We start from the raw sequence: 19,046 nt of genomic DNA on the forward strand, positions 1-19,046 counted from the left end.
CTACCATCGGACGCCGAGCCGCTGCGGGCTGCGGGAGGTCGTCCCGGTCCGCCACACGACCGTGTCCACGGGTGCGGCCAGACGCAGGTCCGGGAAGCGGGCGGCCAGGCGGTGCAGGGCGAGCTGAAGTTCCGTGCGGGCCAGCCAGGCGCCGAGGCAGTAGTGGGGGCCGGCGCCGAAGGAGAGCGTGGGGGCCTCCAGCGGGGCGAACAGGTCGTGGAGGGTGGCGGGCGGGAAGACCTCCGGGTCGCGGTTGGCCATGCCGCAGTCGGCGAGCACGATCGCGCCGGCCGGGATCGTCACCCCGCCGACCTCGACGTCCTCATCGGCATGGCGGGTGCTGCCCCGGTCGTCGCCCAGCGGGACGAGGTGGACGAGGCGGTCCACGAGGCGTCCGGCGGCCTCCTCGTCGGTGCCGAGGCGGGACCAGGCCTCACGGCGTTCGCCCAGCAGGCAGAGCAGCGCGTTGCCGAGCATGGTCATGGTGCTGTCGTGGCCGCCGACGACCAGGCCGCACACGAGGCTGACCAACTGGGCCTCGGGGACGCCTCCCTCCTCGTCGGCCGCGGCGACCAGACCGCTGATCAGGTCCTCGCCCGGCGTCCGGCGCCGCTCGGCGAGGAGGCCCGCGCCGAACGCGCTGAACTCCTCGAGGGCCGACGCCACCCGTTCGCCCTCATGGGTGCCGTCGGAGAAGGCGTGTTCGCTCCAGTGCCGCATCCGGTCCCACGCGGACTCGTCGAGCCCCATGAGGCGGCTGATCACCGCCACCGGCAGCGGGAGAGTGAACTCCGCGACGATATCGGTCGGTTGGGGTCGAGTCTCCAGCCGGTCGAGGAGCTCCTCCACCATCGCGCCGATCCACGGCCGCCAGCGGGCGACGGCCCTCGGGGTGAACGCGCGCCGCAGGGTGCGGCGCAGCCGCAGATGGTCGTGGCCGTCCTGGTTGAACATCAGGTCGGGATTGTTCACGAGGTCGGGTACGCCGGAGAGGGCGGGCGCCTCGGGGGCGTACAACCGGGCCCGGCCGAACCGCGGGTCGGAGAGCACCTGGCGCACGTCCTCGTACCGGCTGACCAGCCAGGCGGGGCCGCCGTCCGGCCGCTCGGCGGGACGTGGCGGCCCGGGTTCCGCGAAGAACAGGCGGTGCATCGGCTCCGGGGTCGGTTGCGTGGGATCGATGGCGGTCAACGCGCCTCCTGGGCAGGGACGTCGGATCGAGCGGGGAGGGGGCCGTGCTCAGAGCCGGACGAGCACCTTGCCCCGGTTGGCGGCCCGGTCGCCGTAGAGGCTGCCGTAGGCGGCGGGGATCCTGTCGAAGCCGTGGTGCAGGGTGTGGTCGCAGACGACCTCGCCGCGCCGGACGCGGCCGCCCAGGTCGGTGTGGAGGTCCTGCCAGTTCTGTTCGGTGAACCATTCCAGGGAGAAGATGCCGCGGACCGTGGCGCGCGGGAACATCAGGTAGGGCAGGAGGCGGGGTCCCGTGCCCTCGTTGCCGACCTGGGTGGCCCACTGCCAGCACACCGCCACCTGACTCCCGATGTTGAGCATGGAGAACACGGCGTCGGTGACCGCGCCGCCGAGATTGTCGAAGTAGCGGTCGACGCCGTCGGGAGCGGCCCGGACGAGTGCGTCGCGGACGGTCTCCGCACTGTCCCCGTGGCGGTAGACGATCACGGCGTCGAACCCGAGCCCGGTGAGGTAGTCCGCCTTCTCCGGGGACGAGGTGGTGCCGATCACCCGGGCCCCGGAGAGCGCGGCGAGCTGGCCGACGAGCGCGCCCACCGAGCCGGAGGCCCCGCTGATCACGAGGGTCTCGCCCGGGCTGATCGTCATGTACTTGGTGAGGGTCCCCCAGGCGGTCATGCCGGGGCCGCCCATCACGCTGAGGGCGGTCGTCAGCGGCAGGGCGTCGTCGTACCACCGGGGGTCGAGCCTGCGGTAGGCGGGGAAGACCATGGGGAACGTGCCGGTCTGCCAGAGTTCGGGGATGCCCGTGCTGATCACATGGCTGCGCCAGCCGCCGAAGCCCTGGACGAGGTCGCCGACGCGGTGGGCGGCGCGCGGTCCCGCCTCCACCACCTCCATGATCGAGTCGGCGCCCATGTGCCGGCCGATCGGGGTGTCGAGGGCGATGCCCTGGAGGTAGGGGTCGACGGAGACGTACAGGGTGCGCAGGAGCATCTCGTCGGGGGCGAGCGTCACGTCGACGTTCTCGACGACCTTCTCGTAGACGCGGTCCACGTCGGGGACTCCTTCGACGTGTTCGCGGACGACCCATTTCGCGATCTTCATCGTTTCCTCTCGGTCGGTGCCGCGGGGCGAGCGGGCACGGGGATGACCCGGTGGGTCGGTGGTGGTGCGGTGAGGTCGAGCGAGGCGGTGAAGGGCCGGTCGTCGTCGCGGCAGACGAACTGCATGACGTGGCGTCCGGCGGCGGCGGCCCGGATGAGCCCGCCGGTGGTGGCCCAGACGCCGGACTGGTAGAAGTCGCGCAGTCCGGGGAGACCCGGGCCGTGCTTCTTGATCAGCTCTTCGAGGGTCTCGCCGCTCTCGACGAAGGGCTGCCAGCCGAGGACGGTGCCGTCGTAGTTGCCGGTGTAGCGGACCTGGGTGAGGGGGCTGGAGACGTCACGGACGACGATCGCGTCCCGCAGTCCGGGGTAGCGCTGTTCCAGGAAGCCGACGAGTGTTTCGCGGGCCCGCCGTTTCGCCGCGTAGTAACCGCGCCCGTGCCGTACGGGCAGGGTGTGCAGCTCCTGGCCGCCGCGGGTGCGGGTGATCTGTTCGGGGCCCTCGTCCAGGGCGCGCCAGGGGGCGATGTCGCAGAAGTAGGTGGCGTAGACGACGGTGGTGCCGTCCGGGGACAGTTCGGGGTAGTGGCGGCTGCGGAACTGGACGTTGATGCTGGGGTGGCGGATGCCGGTCAGTTCGGCGGCCGTCGCCTCGTCGAGGAGGTAGGTGGTGCAGGGATCGCCCTCGGGGAAGGGGCGGGAGAGGCCGAGGAAGAGGGTGAAGTAGCCGGGGAAGACCATGCCGGGTTCGTGGATGGTCTCCGTGTAGAGCTTGCGGTAGTCCTCGCCCAGGTACTTGCCCTCCAGGAACCGCATGGTCGTGGTGTAGCCGTCGCAGGCCGACACGACGATGTCGGCGCGCAGTTCCTCGCCGCCGCTGAGCCGCACCCCCACCGCCCGGTCGTCCTCGACGATCACCGTCTCGACCTTGGTGTTGTAGGAGACCTCGCCGCCGAGCCGCCGGTAGCGCGCCTCGATCGACTCGGCGAGACCGAGGGAGCCGCCCTCGGGGACTCCGGCGGAGAGGTTGGCGTGCGAGGCGAGCTGGAAGTGGAAGGGGAGGACGGGGAAGGCCGGGTGCTTCTCGTACAGGATGAAGTTGAAGGCCTCCCGCAGGAGGGGGTCCTTGAACTTCGCGGAGAAGTCGCTCATCAGGACGGTGATCGTGGTGCGGACGGAGTTGAAGTACGGCAGGAACGAGGCGAGCATCCGCCAGCGCTCCCGGCGTCCCATCAGTCCGACGGGCTTGAGGAAGGGATAGACCGCGAGCGCCTTGCGGAAGCTGCGCAGTTGCGCGCAGAACTTCCGTACGAGGCGGGCGTCGGCGGGCGAGATGTCGATGAGGTGGGCTTCGAGGCGGTCGGGGTCGGAGTAGAAGTGGACGGCCCGGCCGTCCGTGCCGCGCACGATGTTGAAGACGTCGAAGTGGCGGATCTCCTTGCCCTGGAGGGCGCCGAGCTCCAGCCAGATCTGGTGCATCTCGTTGCCGGGGCCGCTGCCGAGGAGCCAGCTGACGCAGGCGTCCAGGGTGAAGCCGCCGCGCTCCCAGGCGGTGCAGCAGCCGCCGGGGATCTCGTGCATCTCCAGGATGCGGGTGCGGTAGCCGTTCATCTGGGCGTAGCAGCCGGTGGAGAGCCCGCCGAGGCCGGCCCCGATGATGATCATCGTCTCCCGGGGCCGGCGCGCGCCGGCGGCCCGGTGCCCGTTCGTGTCGCCGCTCATGAGCCCTCGCTCTCCCGTGCGGACCACCGGTCGAGCTGGGGCAGGTGTCCCAGCTTCCCGGGGTGCCAGGGCTCGGCGCCCTTGCTCTCCCAGGCCCGGAATTCCAGGCCCAGGTCGCGGCAGAGGTACTGGACGGCGAAGCGGCCGGTGGAGGCGGCGCGGATCAGGCCGCCCATGCCGACCCACTGTCCGGCCATGGAGAAGTTGCTCAGTCCCGGCAGCCGCATCCGGTCCTTGCCGACGAGGCGTGCCGCGACGTCGTCGGCGTCGGAGAACGCCTTCCAGGCGAGGATGGAGCCGCCGAGATTGCCGGTGTAGCGGTGGGTCGTGGCGGGCGTGGCGACCTCGACGATCTCGATGCGCTCCGCGATGCCGGGGGTGCGGCGCTCCAGGAAGTCGCGGACGAAGTGGGCGACTTCGCGCTTGCGCCGGCGGTATTCCTTGCGGTCCCTGGTGCGCAGGTCCTTCCAGTGGGCGTAGTCGCTGAAGTAGGTGCAGTGCAGGACGGAGTGGCCCGGCGGTGCGAAGCCGCCGGAGTAGCGGGAGCGGGCCTGCACGACGAGGCTGTCCTGGAGGGCCCCGGGGAGGTGGGCCGCGTCGTCCGGTCCGAGGAGGTGTGTGGTGCTGTGCGCCTCCTCGGGTTCCAGGTCTCCGCGCAGGCCGACGAAGGCGGAGACGACGGCGGGGAAGAGGGTGCCGGGACGGTGGAGGAGGTCGGTGTAGAGCTTGTCGATCCGGGGACCGGTGTACCGGCCGCCGAGAAGTCCGTAGACGGTGGTGTGGCCGTCGCATGCGGAGACGACGTGTTCGGCGAAGTACCGCCTGCCGTTACGGAGTTCGATGCCGATCGCCCGGTCGTCCTCGACCAGGATCCGCTCGGTCCGGGCCCGGTAGGTGACCGTTCCGCCCAGGCTCTTGTAGCGCTCCTCGACCGAGCGGGCGAGGCCGAGCGAACCGCCCTGCGGGAAGCCCGCGTTGCCGTGGTGGGCGGCCGCCATGTTGAAGAGGTACGGCAGCATCGGGAAGCCCTCGGGGTCCTGGAAGAAGATGTTGCGGAACGCCTTGCGCAGCAGCGGGTCCTGGAACCGGTCGGCGAACACGTGCATCGGGGTGGCCGCGGTCCGCCAGAACAGCCGGAACACGGGGAGCACCGTGCGCAGGGTCTGGGCCCTCTCCGTCACGGTCCTGAGCGCGGGCGCGGTCAGGAACGGGTACAGCTCGACGTCGATGAAGCGCCGCAGGTCCCGGGTGAAGGCCCGGATGAGCGGGGCGTCGGCGGGTGAGACCTCCAGGAGGTGGGCCTCCAGCCGGTCGGGGTCGTTGTAGAACGTCACCGACCGGCCCGAGGCGTCCTCGACCTTGTTGAACAACTCGAAGTTGGTGACCGTCTTGCCGTCGAGTGCGCCGAGTTCGCTCCACACCCGGTGGGCGTCGTTGCCCGGGGCGGTGCCGATGAGCCACTCGATGCAGTAGTCGAAGAGGTACCCGTCGCGCGACCAGGCGGTGCAGCAGCCGCCGGGCAGCACGTGCTTCTCGAAGATGCGGGTCCTGGCTCCGCTCATCTGCGCGTAGACGCCGGTGGAGAGGCCGGCCACGCCCGCGCCGATGACGATGACGCGGGGCGGGGTGCCCGGGGCGCGTTCCCTGCTGGTCCAGTCGGTTCCGTCGTCATCCGCCATGGGCCGCGCCTCCCCTCAGGACCGAGCGCACCAGCTCGGCGTTGCGGGGCAGGTGTTTGGCGTCGAGCATGTCGGCGTGGATGCCGGAGCCGCGCAGCACGGCGGTGGCCCCGGTGGAGCTGCCGTGCCAGGTGCCGTGCTCCCCGGCGGCGTAGAGGGCGGCCTTCTCCTCGTCGGTGATCACGCTGACCGTCGCGGCGACCGTGCCGGTGTTGGGGGTGCGCCCGCAGAAGGCCAGGTATTCGGCCGCGTGGGCGAGGGTCTCGCGGGCGACGGCCTCGGAGCCGGTGTGCTTGCGCACGTGGTCGGCGAGTTCGCTCTCGAAGGCGGCGATGCCCGAGGCGTCCGGTTCGTAGGCGGCGAGGATGCGGCGCGAGTCGAGGATGACGACGTGGGCGACGTGGCGGCCGCGCCGCTCCAGCTCCTTGGCCGTCTCGAAGGCGAGGTTGCCTCCGAGGGAGTAGCCGAGGAGCAGATAGGGGCCGTCGGGCCGGGCGGCCTCGATCAGGTCGGCGTAGCGGCGGACCTTGTCGTCGCCGGGGAGGTAGTTGAAGCCGGTGACGGAGTAGTCGGGGAGCTGTGCGGCCAGGCCCCGGTAGACGAGCCCGTGGCCGCCGGCCGGCGGGAAGCAGAAGAGGGCGGGGGCCTGTCCGGCGTTGAAGGTGAGGCTCGGCAGTTCGTCGGCGGTGGTGCCGAGCAGGACGTCCTCCACGGTGGCGGCCATCCCGTGCAGGGTGGTGACCTGGTAGAGCCTGCTGACGGGGACGCCGACGCCGAACTCGGTGCGCAGGTGGTGGAGGAGTTCGATGAGCTTGATCGAGCTGCCGCCGAGTTCGAAGAAGTCGTCCTCCAGGCCGATCTGTTCGCGGCCGAGCAGGGTCTTCCAGTGGCGGGCGACGCTGACCTCGTACAGCGTCACGGGTTCCTCGTGCGGCCGGTCCCCCGCCCCGGCCCGAGGTGCGGGCAGGGCGGCCGTGTCGACCTTGCCGTTGGCCGTCAGCGGCAGGGCGGACAGCTCGGTGAAGTGGGAGGGGATCATGTACGAGGGCAGCGAGCGCGCAAGGTGGCGGCGCAGGGCCCGGACGTCCAGTGCGGCGCCCGGCTGCGGTACGCAGTAGGCGCAGAGCGCCGCGTCTCCCCCGGTGTCGGTGCGTACGGTGACGACGGCCCGGGCGAGCGGGGGCCACTGGGCGAGCTGCGCCTCGATCTCACCGATCTCGATGCGGTGGCCGCGCAGTTTGACCTGTCCGTCCGTGCGGCCGAGCAGGTGGACCCGGCCGTGCGCGTCCCAGCGGGCGATGTCGCCGGTGCGGTAGAGCCGTTCGGGCCGGGCGTCGGCGGTCCGGCCGAGCGCCCGGGTGACGAAGCGCTCCTCGGTCTGTTCGGGGTCTCCGGCATAGCCGAGGGCGACGCCGTCGCCGCCGATCCAGAGTTCGCCGGGTACACCGGGCGGGACGGGCTCGCCGTGGGCGTCGAGGACGTGGAGGGTGCTGTTGGACAGGGGCCGGCCGATCGGGACCATCGCGCCGGGTTCCAGGTCGTCGACGGGCCCCTCGAAGAAGGCGCTGTCGATGGTGGCCTCGGTGAGGCCGTAGGAGTTGACGAGACGGGTGCCGGGTCCGCACAGCTCGGCCAGCCGGCGGTACTCCCCCACGCTCCAGGCGTCCGAGCCGACCACCAGCAGCCGCAGGAAGTCCAGCCGCAGTCCCTCCCGTGCGCAGTGGTCCATCAGTCCGCGGACGACGGCGGGGACGAACTCCGCGCAGTCGACGCGCTCCTGGCGCATCGTCCGGTAGAGCCGGGTGGTGTCGAAGAGGAGGTCGCGGTCGGCCAGGACGAGGGTGCCGCCCGAGCACAGGGCGCGCACCAGGTCGCCGGTGAACACGTCGAAGGACGGTTCGGCCATCTGGAGGTGGGTCGTCACGTCGGTGCCCAGCCGGTACTCCTGGTGCCACGCGGCGTGGGCGGAGGCGAGGTTGCGGTGGCTGACGCGGACGGCCTTGGGCCGGCCGGTGGATCCGGAGGTGGTGATGACGTAGGCGGGCGAGTCGGGGCCGGCCTCGGCCGGGGGGCCTTCCCGGTGCGGTTCGGTGCGTCCGAGCGCGGCGAGGGTGAGCGTCGGGACGGTCAGGGCCCCGGTCTGCTCCGGCGTGGCGTCTTCCGCGACGAGGACGAGTGCAGCGCCGGTGGTCGTCACGAGGTGGGCGAGCCGGTCGGCGGGCTGGTCGGGCCGGAGCGGGAGGTAGGCGGCGCCCGCCTTGAGCACGCCGAGCAGGGCGACGATCAGCTCGGGCGACTTGTCCAGGCACAGGACGACCACCGAGCCCTCGCCGACGCCGAGCGCCCGCAGCCGGGCGGCGGTGCCGGCCGCCCGCCGGTCCAGCTCCGCGTAGGTCAGCCGGTGCGCCCCGCCGTGCGCGGTGGGCAGGGTGACGGCGACGGCCGCGGGGTGTTCCGCGGCGACGCGGCCGATCAGTGTCTGGACCGGGGTGAACGGCTCCGCCCCGGGTCCGGCGGACGGCAGGGCCGGGCGGCTCCACTCGGCGACGAGCCGTTCCCGCTCGCGGTCGCCGAGCATCTCCAGCCGGGAGGCGGGCTGTTCGCCCGGCACCCGGGTCATCCGGTCGAGGAGCCGGGTGTAGTGGGCGGCCATGCGGCGCATGGTCTCGGGGAGGAAGAGGTCGGTGTTGTACTTGAACACGCAGTGGAAGCGGCCTTCGGCCTCGTCCTCGTAGGCGGACAGCGTTATGTCGAACTGCCCTTCTTCCTCCGGTAGTTCGATGTACTCCAGGCGATAGCCGTACTGCTCGGTGGCCACCTTGTGGGTGAGGAGGATGAACATCGCCTGGAAGACGGCGGAGCGGCTGGGGTCGTGCTGGAGGCCCAGCTCCTCGACGAGGAGGACGAAGGGGTACTCCTGGTTGTCCAGGCCGCCGAGCACGGTTTGCCGAACCTGTTGCAGCAGTTCGGCGACGGTCGGGTCATCGGACAGGTCGACGTGCAGGGGCAGCGGGTTGACGAAGTAGCCGTAGACGGAGGCGAAGTCCTGCCGGGTGCGGCCGGTGACCGGGCTGCCGACGACGATGTGGTCCTGCCCGGAGTAGCGGTGCAGCAGGAGGTAGTACGCGCTCAGCAGCACCATGAACGGCGTGACGCCGTGGGCGCGGGCCAGGGCGTGGACGCGGGCGCTGAGGGCGTCGTCCAGGACGAAGAACTCGGAGGCCCCGTTGTGGGTCTGGACCGCCGGGCGCGGCTTGTCGACGGGCAGGTCCAGGAGCGGGACCTCGGCCGGCAGGTGGGCGCGCCAGTAGTCGAGCATGCCCGCCGCCTCCGGTCCGGCCAGGAAGGCGTTCTGCTGATTGAGGAAGTCGAGGTAGCGGGCCTCGATCGGCGGGAGCTGGGGTTCCTGGTTGCGGCGCAGCGCCTCGTAGACGGCGAGGAGTTCCTCGATGAAGGTGAAGGTGGAGATGGCGTCGGAGACGATGTGGTGGACGGCCTTCATGATGATCCAGCGGTCCGGGCCCCGCTTGAAGAGCCGGAAGCGGACCAGCGGATCCTGGGCGAGGTCGTAGGGCTTGCGGTACTCCTGGACGATCGTCGCGTGGATGGACTCCCAGTCCTCGCCCCGGACGTCGAAGAGGGCGAGGTCCGTCGCGGCGCTCTCGGAGACCCGCTGGACGGCCTGTCCGTCCACCAGGAGGAAGTTGGTGCGGAGTGCGGGGTGCCGGGCGATGAGCCGGCGGACGGCCTCGAACATCAGGTCCGGTTCGAGCGTGACGTTCACCTCGACGGCCCCGCCGATGTTGTACGCGTAGCCGTCCGGGTTGAGGTGCTTGAGGAACCAGAGCGCCTTCTGGTTCTGGGTCAGCGGGTACTGCCGTTCGTCACTGTGGAGTTCCACCGCGCCCGGGGCTCCGTCGGAGGCGTCGGCCGCGGCCAGCGCGGTGAGGCCGTCGTGGAGCTGGGCGGCCAGTTCCCCGGCCGGGGTGCCGCTGAGCAGGGCGACCACGGGCAGGGCGACGCCGAGTTCGGCGTGGATCCGGGCCCGTAGCTCCATGGCGAGGAGCGAGTCGAGTCCGAGTTCGCCGAGTCCGGTGGCGGGGTCGATGCGGTCCGTGCCGGTGCGCAGCACGGCGGCGGAGAGCGCGGCGAAGCGCTCGGCGACCAGGGTGCGGCGGGTCTGCTCGTCGGCGGCGCGGAAGGTGTCGAGGAAGCCGTTGCCCGCGGCGGCGTCCGCCGGCGGGGCGGCGGCTGCCGCGAGGTCGGCGACCAGGGGCGGCGGGGACGGGTACCAGGCGAGGAAGACGGGCCAGTCGACGACGGTGGCGACGACCAGTTGGGCGTGGTCCTGGCCGATGACGCGTTCCAGGACGGCCATGCCGGTGTCCGGGGACAGCGAGCTCATGCCGCGGCTGTGCAGATAGTGGTCGACCAGGCCGAGTTCCTCGATCATTCCGGTGGCCCAGGGACCCCAGTCCAGGCTGAGCGCGGGCAGCCCCCGGGCGCGGCGGTGGTGGGCGAGGGCGTCCAGGAACGCGTTGCCCGCCGCGTAGTTGGTCTGGCCGGCCGTGGTCAGCAGCGAGGCGATCGAGGCGAAGAGCACGAAGTGTTCGAGGGGTTCGTCCCGCAGGTGCCGGTGCAGGAGGTGGGCGCCGACGGTCTTGGGGTCGTGCACGGCGTCGAAGGCTGCCCGGTCCAGGTCGGCGACGAGCGTGTCGCGGACCTGTCCCGCGAGGTGGAACACCCCGCGTACGGGTGGTGCTCCGCTGTGCCGGTGGGCGTCGAGCCAGCCGGCCAGGGCGTCCTCGTCGGTGATGTCGAGGGTCGCGAGCACGGGCTGCGCGCCGAGCGCCTCCAGCTCGCGGAGCAGAGCCACGGCCCGGCCCTCGGCGGTGGCGGGGTCGGTGCCGGCCCACTTCTCGCGGGCCGGGACGGGGGTGCGCCCGACCAGGATGATCCGGCGGGCCCCGCGGCGTACGAGGGTGCGGCACAGCAGTCGGCCGAGCGCGCCGAACGCGCCGGTGACCAGATAGCTTCCGTCCGCCCGCAGGCGCAGCGGCAGCGGGCGGGTCAGGTCCTCGGCGGGGCGGAGGCGGCTGGTGCGGCGGCCGCCGTCGCGCAGGGCGATCTCCTCCTCGTCGTCGCTGAGAACCTCGCGCAGGAGTGCCTCGGCCTCCGCCCGGTCGCCGTCGGGTCCCGGCTGCCGCCGGGGGTCGAGGTCGATGAGTTTGCCGGGGTGTTCGGTCAGCTCCTGGTGCCGCAGCACGCGGCCGATGCCCCAGGCGGGTGCGCCGAGGGGTTCGGGCCCTTCGCCGGGCAGGGCGGGCTGGGCGCCGCGGGTGACGATGTGCAGGCGGCCTCCGTCGCCCCGGGCGGACAGGAGTCGGGCCAGGGCGATCAGTGAGTACGCGCCCGCGCCGGTGTGGTCGGTCAGGGAAGTGCGGTCGCAGGCGGCGAGGGCGGGCGCGTCGAGGTTCCACAGGTGCACGACGGCCCCCCGGAAGGGGCCCCCGTCGCGGTCCAGGTCGGCGAGGAGGCGGCGCAGATCGGCGTCGGACGCGGGGTCGACGGTGAACGTGGCGCCGTCGCCGGACGCGGTGTAGGCCGCGCCCCGGCGCACCAGGCGGCAGCGTTCGCCCCGGGCGGCGGCCAGGGCGGCGAAGGCGTCCGCGACGCCCCCGGTGTCGGCGAGGACCAGCCATTCGGGAGAGCGGGCCACTGTCGCGGGTGCCGGCCGGCGGTCGGGGCCGCCCCCCGGTCCGTCGCGTACGTCACCGTCGTTGACGTCCCTGGGCAGGGTGTCGGCGTCCTCGGCGGGCAGCGGCGGGCAGTCGGTCCAGACGGGTTCGGCGAGCCAGGAGTCGATCGTGGTCCGGGCGACCGCGGTGGCCGCCTTCTCCACGTCGGCGGCGCGGAAGCCGAGGACACGGCCGAGCGGCGCCCCGCCGTCGGCGTACAGGGCGATGTTCCCGAGGGTGGTGTCGGCGTCACCGGGGAGCAGGGTGGCGTGGGCCCAGAACGGCTGGTCGCCGATGGGTTCGAGGGCGACCTCGTCCAGGGAGAGCGGCAGCCTGATCCCGGTGTCCGGTGCGGGATCCTCCGAGGTCAGCGGGATCAGCGGGATCAGCGGAGTAAGGAGAGTCTGGAAGCAGGCGTCGAGGAGGACGGGGTGGAGGTGGTGAGCGGCGGCGTCGTCGCCGATCGCCCGGGGCGGGCGGATCCGGGCGAGGACCTCTCCGGCGCCGATCCAGACCTCCTCGATGGCCTGGAAGGCGGGGCCGTAGTGATAGCCGAGGGCGGCCAGCGCGGTGTAGCAGTCGGGACCTTCGAGGCGTCGGAGGGACCTGGCCCGGATCGCGGGGGCGTCGAGCGGCGGGGCGGTGCGGCGGCGTTGCCCGGTGCGGACGATCCCGCTCGCGTGCACGGCCCGTTCCCCGTCGTCCCCGGTCGGGGAGGCGATCGTGAAGGCGGCGTTCTCCAGGGAGAGGGATACCTCCACGGTCCGGTCCTCGCCGTCGGGCAGGAAGAGGGCCTTGCGCAGATCGACGTCGGCGAGGACGGCGGTGGTGCCGCCGGTGAGCCGCAGGACGGCCTGGGCGGCCATTTCCAGATAGCCGGCGGCGGGGAAGACCACGGTGTCCTGGATGCGGTGGTCGGCGAGGTAGGGCAGGTCCTCGGTGTCCAGGCGGGCCTGCCAGGTGGGCTCCGTTCGGTCGGTGCGGCGGCCCAGGAGGGGGTGGTCGCGGTGGCCGAGCCGGACCTGGGCGACCGGCCGGGGTTCGGTCCAGTGGCGGTCGCGCCGGAAGGGGTGGCGGGGCAGGGTGACCGGGCGGCCGGCCGGCTGGAGGACGCTCCAGTCGACGGCGACGCCCAGGTTGTGGAGCGAGCCGAGGGAGGCGGCGAAGCGCTCGCTCTCGTTCTCCCGGCGGCGGATCGAGGGCAGGGTAAGTCCGCTCGTCCCGCCCGCGTCGAGGCATTCGCGGATCGCGTGGCCAAGGACCGGGTGCGGGCCGATCTCCAGGAACACCTGGTGGCCGTCGTCGGCGATGCGGTCCACGGCGGAGCGGAAGCGCACCCGCTCGCGGACGTTCTTCCACCAGTACGCGGCGTCCAGTTCCTCACCCCGGGCGATGCCCTCGACACCTGTCAGGTACAGCGGAAGCTGGGCCGTGCGCGGCTCCAACGGCGCCAGCTCGGCCAGCAGTTCGCCCTTGATCCGCTCCATGACGACGCTGTGGTAGGGCACTTCGACGGTGAGGAACTTCGCGAACTGCTGCTCGGCCCGCAACTCCTCGGCCAGCAGGGTCAACGCGGCCTCGTCCCCGGCCAGGGTGATCGCGGTGGGGCTGTTGACGGCGGCGATGGAGATCCGGTCGCTGTAGGGGCGTACACGGCGCTCCGCCTCGTCCTCCGAGAGGCTGACGGCGAGCATGGCGCCGGTGCCGGCCAGGGTCTGCTGGAGGCGGCTGCGGTGCACGACGATCCTGGCCGCGTCCCGCAGGGAGTAGACGCCCGCCGCGTGGAAGGCGGCGATCTCACCGGTGCTGTGGCCGACCACGGCGTCCGGGCGCACTCCGTGGGACCGCCACAGGGCCGCCAGGGCGACCTGCACGGCGAAGTTCGCGGGCTGGGCGAGCCAGGTCTCCCCCATCCGGGAGACGGACTCGTCGGCGGTCATCTCCTCGATGAGGGACCAGTCGGCGAACTCCCGCAGCGCCCGGTCGCACGCGGCGACGGCGTCACGGAAGACCGGCTCCTCCTCCAGCAGTTGGCGGCCCATGCCCCACCACTGGGGGCCCATGCCGGTGAAGACCCAGACCAGCCGCCGGTCGGCGGCGTCCCGGGCGCGGCCGTGGACGGCCCGGGGGTGGGCCTCACCGCGCGCGTGCGCGGCCAGGGCCTCGTCGAGGGAGGCGCGCGAGGTGTAGGCGACGGACAGCCGCTCGGGGAGGTGCTGGCGGCGGTGGGCCAGGGTGTGTCCGAGGTCGTCGAGGGCCACGGCCGGGCCGTCGTCGCCCGCCAGCTCGCCCCGGATCCCGGCCGCCATCTCCGCCAGGGCGTCGGGGTTGCGGGCGCTGAGGGGCAGGATGCTCCAGCGTCGTCCGGCGGGCTCGGCGGGGCGGAGGTCCGGCAGGGGCGCGGGGGCCTCCTCCAGGACGACATGGGCGTTGGTGCCGCCGAACCCGAAGGAGTTGACCCCGGCGCGGGCGGGCCCTTCGTGCTCCGGCCAGGCGGTGGGCCGGGTGGGGATCTCGTAGGGCAGGGTCGCCGGGTCGATGGCGGGGTTGAGGTTCTCCAGGTTGATGTGGGGCGGGATCGTGCGGTGCTTGATGCTCAGGACGGTCTTGATCAACCCGGCCACCCCGGCGGCGGATTCGGTGTGGCCGATGTTCGTCTTGACCGAGCCGACGTAGGCACGGGCGCCCGGGGACCGGCCGATGGCCAGCGCGCGGGCCAGGGCATTGGCCTCGATCGGGTCGCCGACCGGGGTCGAGGTGCCGTGCGCCTCCATGTACTGGAGCGCCCCGGGGGTGATGCCCGCCTCGGCGCAGACCCGGCGGATGAGGTCGACCTGGGCGTCGGCGTTGGGCACGGTGATGCCGTTGGTGTGGCCGTCCTGGTTGACGCCGCTGCCGGCGATCACGGCGTGGATCCGGTCCCCGTCCCGTACGGCGTCGTCCAGCCGCTTCAGCGCGACCAGGCCGACGCCTTCGGCCCGCACATAGCCGTCTGCGGCGGCGTCGAACGTACGGGAGCGGCCCTCGGGCGACAGGAACCCGCCCTTCGTCTCCGCGATGGTGTACTGCGGGGCCATGTGCAGCAGGGTGCCGCCGGCCAGCGCGAGGTCGCTCTCCCCGTTGTTGAGGGCCTGGCAGGCCAGGTGGACGGCGACCAGGGAGGAGCTGCACGCGGTGTCGATGGAGAGGCTGGGGCCGCGGAAGTCGAAGCAGTACGAGATGCGGTTCGACACCATCGTCATCATGGTGCCGGTCGCGGTGTGGGCGGCCAGCGAGGTGAAGCCCAGGTCGGCGAACTGCAGGATCTTGTAGTCCAGGGTGAACGCGCCGACGTAGACGGCGACGTTGCCGCCGGCGAGGTCGGCGGGCCGCTGACCGCCGTCCTCCAGGGCCTCCCACGCCACTTCGAGAAGCTTTCGCTGCTGCGGGTCCATGTGGTCGGCCTCGCGGGGGCTGATGCCGAAGAACGCGGGGTCGAACTCGTCGAAACCGTCGATGTATCCACCGCGGCCGCCGACGAGGCGCCCTGGTTTGTCGCGGAACCGGCTGCCGAGCGTGCTGACGTCGTACCGGTCGGGCGGGGTGGGCGTGATGCAGTCCTTGCCCTCCACCAGATTGCGCCAGTAGGTGCGGTGGTCCGAGGCGCCGCCGGGCAGGCGGCAGCCCATCCCGATGATCGCCACCTTGTTCCGTGACGCCCGGTTGTTCGCGTCGGCCATGTCGAACTCCTCAAGTCGTGGTGGAGCAAGTCGTGGTGGAGCGTCAGGAGGCGGTGGTCACTCCGGCCGGGGGGCCGCCCGTGCCGGTCGGCGTCGCCAGGGATGTGTGAGAGCGGCGAGGATCTCGCCGGTGCCGGGGAACGACGTGGGGTCGTGCAGGCCCACGGCGGCGGGCTCGCGGCCGGGGTGCCAGGTGAAGCTGCCGAAGAGGTGGTCCCAGCACGACAGGTCGGAGCCGTAGTGGCCGGCTTCGGACAGATCGGTGCTGTGGTGCAGGCGGTGCTGTTCGGGACTGGCCAGCAGATGGTTGAGCCGTCCGATGCGGACATCGATGTTGGCGTGGATGAAATAGCCCTGGGCGGCGACGAAGAGTCCGACCACCAGCACCGCGGGGCGGGAGAATCCCACGAACGCCAGAGTCAGCTGGACGAGGGCCTGCGCCAGGACGATGTCCAGCACATGGTTGACCCCGTTGTTGGCGACGTTGACCTTCTGCGGCACGTGATGCACTCCGTGCAGGCGCCAGAGCAGGGCGTTCTGGTGGCCCAGCCGGTGCACCGCGTAGCTGACGAGTGATCCGGCGAGGAGCGCGCCCGGGATCTCGACCCCGAGATGGCGGGCCGATTCCGCGGGCGAGATCAGACCGACGGCCAGCGCGACCAGTAGTTGCGCCAGTCCACTTCCGGCCATGGTGAGGAGGAAGTAGATGCCGTACCAGCGCCATTCGGCCTTTCCGGGGTGCCAGTTCCGGTCATAAGGAATCAGCCGTTCCAGGAGAGCCAGATAGGCGATGGCCCCGACCACGAAAAGCGAACTGACCCAGGCCGGATCCCACTGCAGCCGCAATGCGGCCACACCCACGGATACGACCGCGAGGAGGAGAACCGGGTATGCGGCGGCGCGAAGAAGTCGCGCAGAAGAATTACCGGCCCCCCTCTTCCGGTCGACCGAATAGCTGGCCGAATAGATTCCGCCATCGGCGGAGTGCTCGCGCTCGTCCATCCGTGACCCTCCACAAGCGACAGTGACGGGGAGAGAGACCATGGCATCGCATCAGAGCAGGCCAGGGCCCCTAGGACGTGACAGGAAACCCCGGGCGGTGGACACAGCCCCCGCGCTGGCGACTTTCGGACACCCGACCCCGATGAATTCGGCCGTGGCGCGAACTGATGCCCCCGACCCCATCAGCCCAGATCATCTATTTCCCGTTCCCACCGCTTTAATCACGCCCGACTCGCAGAAATCATCCGGCGCATTTATCCGGGACGGTAATGCGAAAAGGATCGCACAACCGAGGCGAGTTCATTTGTGCGAACAATTCTTTCGTAGGATCATCGCGGCGTTTGATGACGGCGCATTCCGATGCGCCGGGAGACGTCGTCTCACGCTCGGCGCGTATTCGGTCACGGGGCGGTGCGCCCGCGCGAAACCCGCTCCGCCGAAAGCGCCCCCGAGGCAAGGCCTCGGAGCGGGGCTCCGCCGGAGGGCCCCACTCCTTCCACCGGAGGACACCGCCCTGCGATGATCACAGGGAGATCAGGCAGCACATCAGCGAATCGAGGAGCCTCCTTGCCGTACGACGTCCGCGCGGTGCGCGCACAGTTCCCCGCCCTGCGGTCCGGTACGGCGCACTTCGACGGGCCGGGCGGCACCCAGACTCCGGCCTCCGTCATCGCCGCGATCGGCGAGGCGATGAGCGGGCCCCTGTCGATCCGGGGCGCCGGCCTGCCCGGGGAGGTGAACGCGGAGGAGATCGTGCGCGGGTTCCGGCAGGCGATGGCGGACCTGCTGGGCGCGGACCCGGGCGGGATCGTGTACGGCCGAAGCGCCACCCAGCTCACGTACGACTTCTCACGCACACTCTCCAGGGCCTGGAGCCCGGGGGACGAGGTGGTGGTCAGCCGACTGGACCACGATGCCAACATCCGGCCGTGGGTGCACGCGGCCGAGCGGGCGGGGGCGGTCGTGCGATGGGCGGACTTCGATCCGTCGACCGGCGAGCTGTCCCCCGAGGCAGTCGGCGCGCAGATCACCGGTCGGACCCGGCTGGTCGCGGTGACCGGCGGCTCCAACCTCATCGGCACCCGACCCGACATCCCGGCCATCGCCGGGCTCGTCCACCGGGCCGGCGCACTGCTGTACGTGGACGGGGTCCATCTGACGGCCCACCACCCGGTGGACGTGGAACGGCTCGGGGCGGACTTCTTCGTCTGCTCCCCGTACAAGTTCTTCGGGCCCCATCACGGGGTGCTCGCCGCCCGTCCCGAACTGCTCGACACCCTCCGCCCCGACAAGCTGGCGCCGTCCACCGACGACGTGCCCGAACGCTTCGAACTCGGCACGCTCCCCTACGAGTCGATGGCGGGCACCCGAGCGGCGGTGGACTTCCTGGCGGGGCTGGGCGCCGGGGCGGGCGACCGTCGAGAGCGGCTGCGGTCGGCGTACGCGGCGATCGGCGCCCACGAGACGGAATTGCGGGAGAACATCGAGAAGGCGGTGCGCGAACTGGGCGGTGTGACGGTCCACTCCCGTGCCGCCGAACGCACCCCCACCCTGCTGCTCACCTTCGAGGGCCGGGACGCGGCGGACGCCTACCGCTCGCTCGCCCGCTCCGGGGTCCACGCGCCCGCCGGTTCCTTCTACGCCCTGGAGGCCTCCCGCCACCTGGGGCTCGGCGACGGCGGCGGCCTGCGCGTCGGGCTCTGCGCGTACAACGACGCGGACGACGTGGAGCGCCTTCTGACGGGATTGTCGGACTGGCTGCGGTGACGTCGGGGGCCGCGACCGCGGTGACGGCCGTGGTCACCGCGCACCGAGTGTGGCCAGTGCGTCCACCGCGTCGGCGAGCCGTGACGGGTGCCGGGTTCCCGGGGGCTGTCGCCCGGCCCAGCCGGGACCGGCGGTGAAGACGACGGGCCGCCTGCGCGCGCCTCGTACGCCCCACTCGACGGCCCCCACCCGGGCCGCGAGCGCATGGCTCGCCGTGTCGCGCGACTGCGCCCAGAGCACCACCGCGTCGGGGCCGGTGCGGCGGACCGCCTCCTCCAGCGCCACGACGGGCAGGGCGGCGCCGAACATGCGGACCGGCAGACCGTGTCGGGTGAGCGTGGCGGCGAGTGCCTCCAGGGCCAGTGTGTGGGTCTCACCGGGCGCGCAGGCCAGCAGCGAGAGGCCCGCGCCGGGTACGGGAGGGCGGGCGGGCGAGACACCGCGCAGCGCGCCGGAGACGTGCCAGGACAGCAGGTGCTCGACCTCGACGTATCGCTCCCCCGCGGTCTCCCACTTGCGGCCCACCGCGTGCAGCGCCGGCACCATCACCTCATCCCAGGCGACCGGCAAACCGTAGCGGTCGAGCACCTGCGCGAGCAGTTCCTCCATGGCCGGCGCGTCCAGGCGGAGCGCCGCCCGGGCGAGGCCGCGGCACTCCCGGCGGGCACTGCCGAGCGGAGGCGCTCCGGAGCCCCGGGAGGCTCCCCCGGCCCCTGGCGCGACCGTGGTGCGGGGCGCTCCGGCCAGGACGGCACGAGCGGCCTCGGCCGGCGGCAGGCCCGCGCTCGTCAGGCGGCACATGCTCCGCAGAGCGGCGATGTCGGCCCCGGTCCAGCGGCGGTGCCGGCCGTCCTCCCGTGCGGCCGGGCCGATGCCGTAGCGGCGGTCCCACGAGCGCAGCGTCGTCGGCGCGACCCCCAGCAGGCGGGCCACCGCACCCGTGGTCAGCCCTCCGTCGGCCGCCGCTCGCGGGGACCGACCGCCCGCGCGGGGAGCCGGGCTCATCGCCGAGTCCGCCACGGGGTCCGTCAAGGGGGCCATCACGAAGTCCTTCACAGGGTCCACAAAGCCCACCATACGATGCAAAAACGATGCATGTTGCCCGGTTTGTCGGAGCGCGGTTCG

8 protein-coding genes are annotated in these 19,046 nt (G+C 72.2%); 1 reads left to right on the forward strand and 7 read right to left on the reverse strand.

The features are described from left to right. The 6 genes from ACIRJT_RS06355 to ACIRJT_RS06380 are packed head-to-tail and all read right to left on the reverse strand — an operon-like array spanning window position 1 to window position 16,154. On the reverse strand, window positions 1-1,191 hold the full coding sequence (locus ACIRJT_RS06355) for a cytochrome P450 (protein WP_403905246.1): 1,191 nt from the start codon (window positions 1,189-1,191) through the stop codon (window positions 1-3). 48 nt (window positions 1,192-1,239) lie between these two features. After that, window positions 1,240-2,295 carry an MDR family NADP-dependent oxidoreductase gene (locus ACIRJT_RS06360; RefSeq protein ID WP_403905250.1) on the reverse strand — a complete coding sequence of 352 codons (1,056 nt, stop codon included), beginning with the start codon at window positions 2,293-2,295 and terminating at the stop codon, window positions 1,240-1,242. Beyond that, window positions 2,292-4,016, reverse strand: a complete 1,725-nt coding sequence (locus tag ACIRJT_RS06365; protein ID WP_403905252.1) for a phytoene desaturase family protein — start codon at window positions 4,014-4,016, stop codon at window positions 2,292-2,294. Before ACIRJT_RS06365 ends, ACIRJT_RS06360 begins: the two co-directional genes overlap by 4 nt. Then, window positions 4,013-5,695, reverse strand: a complete 1,683-nt coding sequence (locus ACIRJT_RS06370; RefSeq protein WP_403905255.1) for a phytoene desaturase family protein — start codon at window positions 5,693-5,695, stop codon at window positions 4,013-4,015. The genes ACIRJT_RS06365 and ACIRJT_RS06370 overlap by 4 nt, the downstream gene beginning before the upstream one ends. Further along, window positions 5,685-15,152, reverse strand: a complete 9,468-nt coding sequence (locus ACIRJT_RS06375) for an amino acid adenylation domain-containing protein (RefSeq protein WP_403905258.1) — start codon at window positions 15,150-15,152, stop codon at window positions 5,685-5,687. Before ACIRJT_RS06375 ends, ACIRJT_RS06370 begins: the two co-directional genes overlap by 11 nt. Before the next feature lie 57 nt (window positions 15,153-15,209). After that, window positions 15,210-16,154 (reverse strand): sterol desaturase family protein, encoded by a 945-nt coding sequence (locus ACIRJT_RS06380; RefSeq protein ID WP_403905262.1) that lies wholly within the window; start codon window positions 16,152-16,154, stop codon window positions 15,210-15,212. 567 nt (window positions 16,155-16,721) lie between these two features. Here ACIRJT_RS06380 and ACIRJT_RS06385 point away from each other — a divergent pair. After that, a complete protein-coding gene (locus ACIRJT_RS06385) occupies window positions 16,722-17,921 on the forward strand; it encodes a cysteine desulfurase-like protein (protein WP_403905265.1) in 1,200 nt (399 codons plus the stop codon). Between the two features lie 33 nt (window positions 17,922-17,954). On the opposite strand, the gene ACIRJT_RS06390 is transcribed toward ACIRJT_RS06385, so the two are convergent. Continuing rightward, complete coding sequence (locus tag ACIRJT_RS06390; protein WP_403905482.1) at window positions 17,955-18,926, reverse strand: MerR family transcriptional regulator; 972 nt, start codon at window positions 18,924-18,926, stop codon at window positions 17,955-17,957. Window positions 18,927-19,046 lie beyond the last annotated feature (120 nt).

The organism is Streptomyces sp. NPDC102283, from assembly GCF_044766265.1.
In the GTDB taxonomy this organism is placed as follows: domain Bacteria; phylum Actinomycetota; class Actinomycetes; order Streptomycetales; family Streptomycetaceae; genus Streptomyces.

What these genes read in the sequence shown, in the direction of transcription:
- ACIRJT_RS06380 (WP_403905262.1), bottom strand. Translation starts at nt 16,154, where the DNA reads ATGGACGAGCGCGAGCACTCCGCCGATGGCGGAATCTATTCGGCCAGC.
- ACIRJT_RS06390 (WP_403905482.1), bottom strand. Translation starts at nt 18,926, where the DNA reads ATGAGCCCGGCTCCCCGCGCGGGCGGTCGGTCCCCGCGAGCGGCGGCC.
- ACIRJT_RS06375 (WP_403905258.1), bottom strand. Translation starts at nt 15,152, where the DNA reads ATGGCCGACGCGAACAACCGGGCGTCACGGAACAAGGTGGCGATCATC.
- ACIRJT_RS06360 (WP_403905250.1), bottom strand. Translation starts at nt 2,295, where the DNA reads ATGAAGATCGCGAAATGGGTCGTCCGCGAACACGTCGAAGGAGTCCCC.
- ACIRJT_RS06370 (WP_403905255.1), bottom strand. Translation starts at nt 5,695, where the DNA reads ATGGCGGATGACGACGGAACCGACTGGACCAGCAGGGAACGCGCCCCG.
- ACIRJT_RS06365 (WP_403905252.1), bottom strand. Translation starts at nt 4,016, where the DNA reads ATGAGCGGCGACACGAACGGGCACCGGGCCGCCGGCGCGCGCCGGCCC.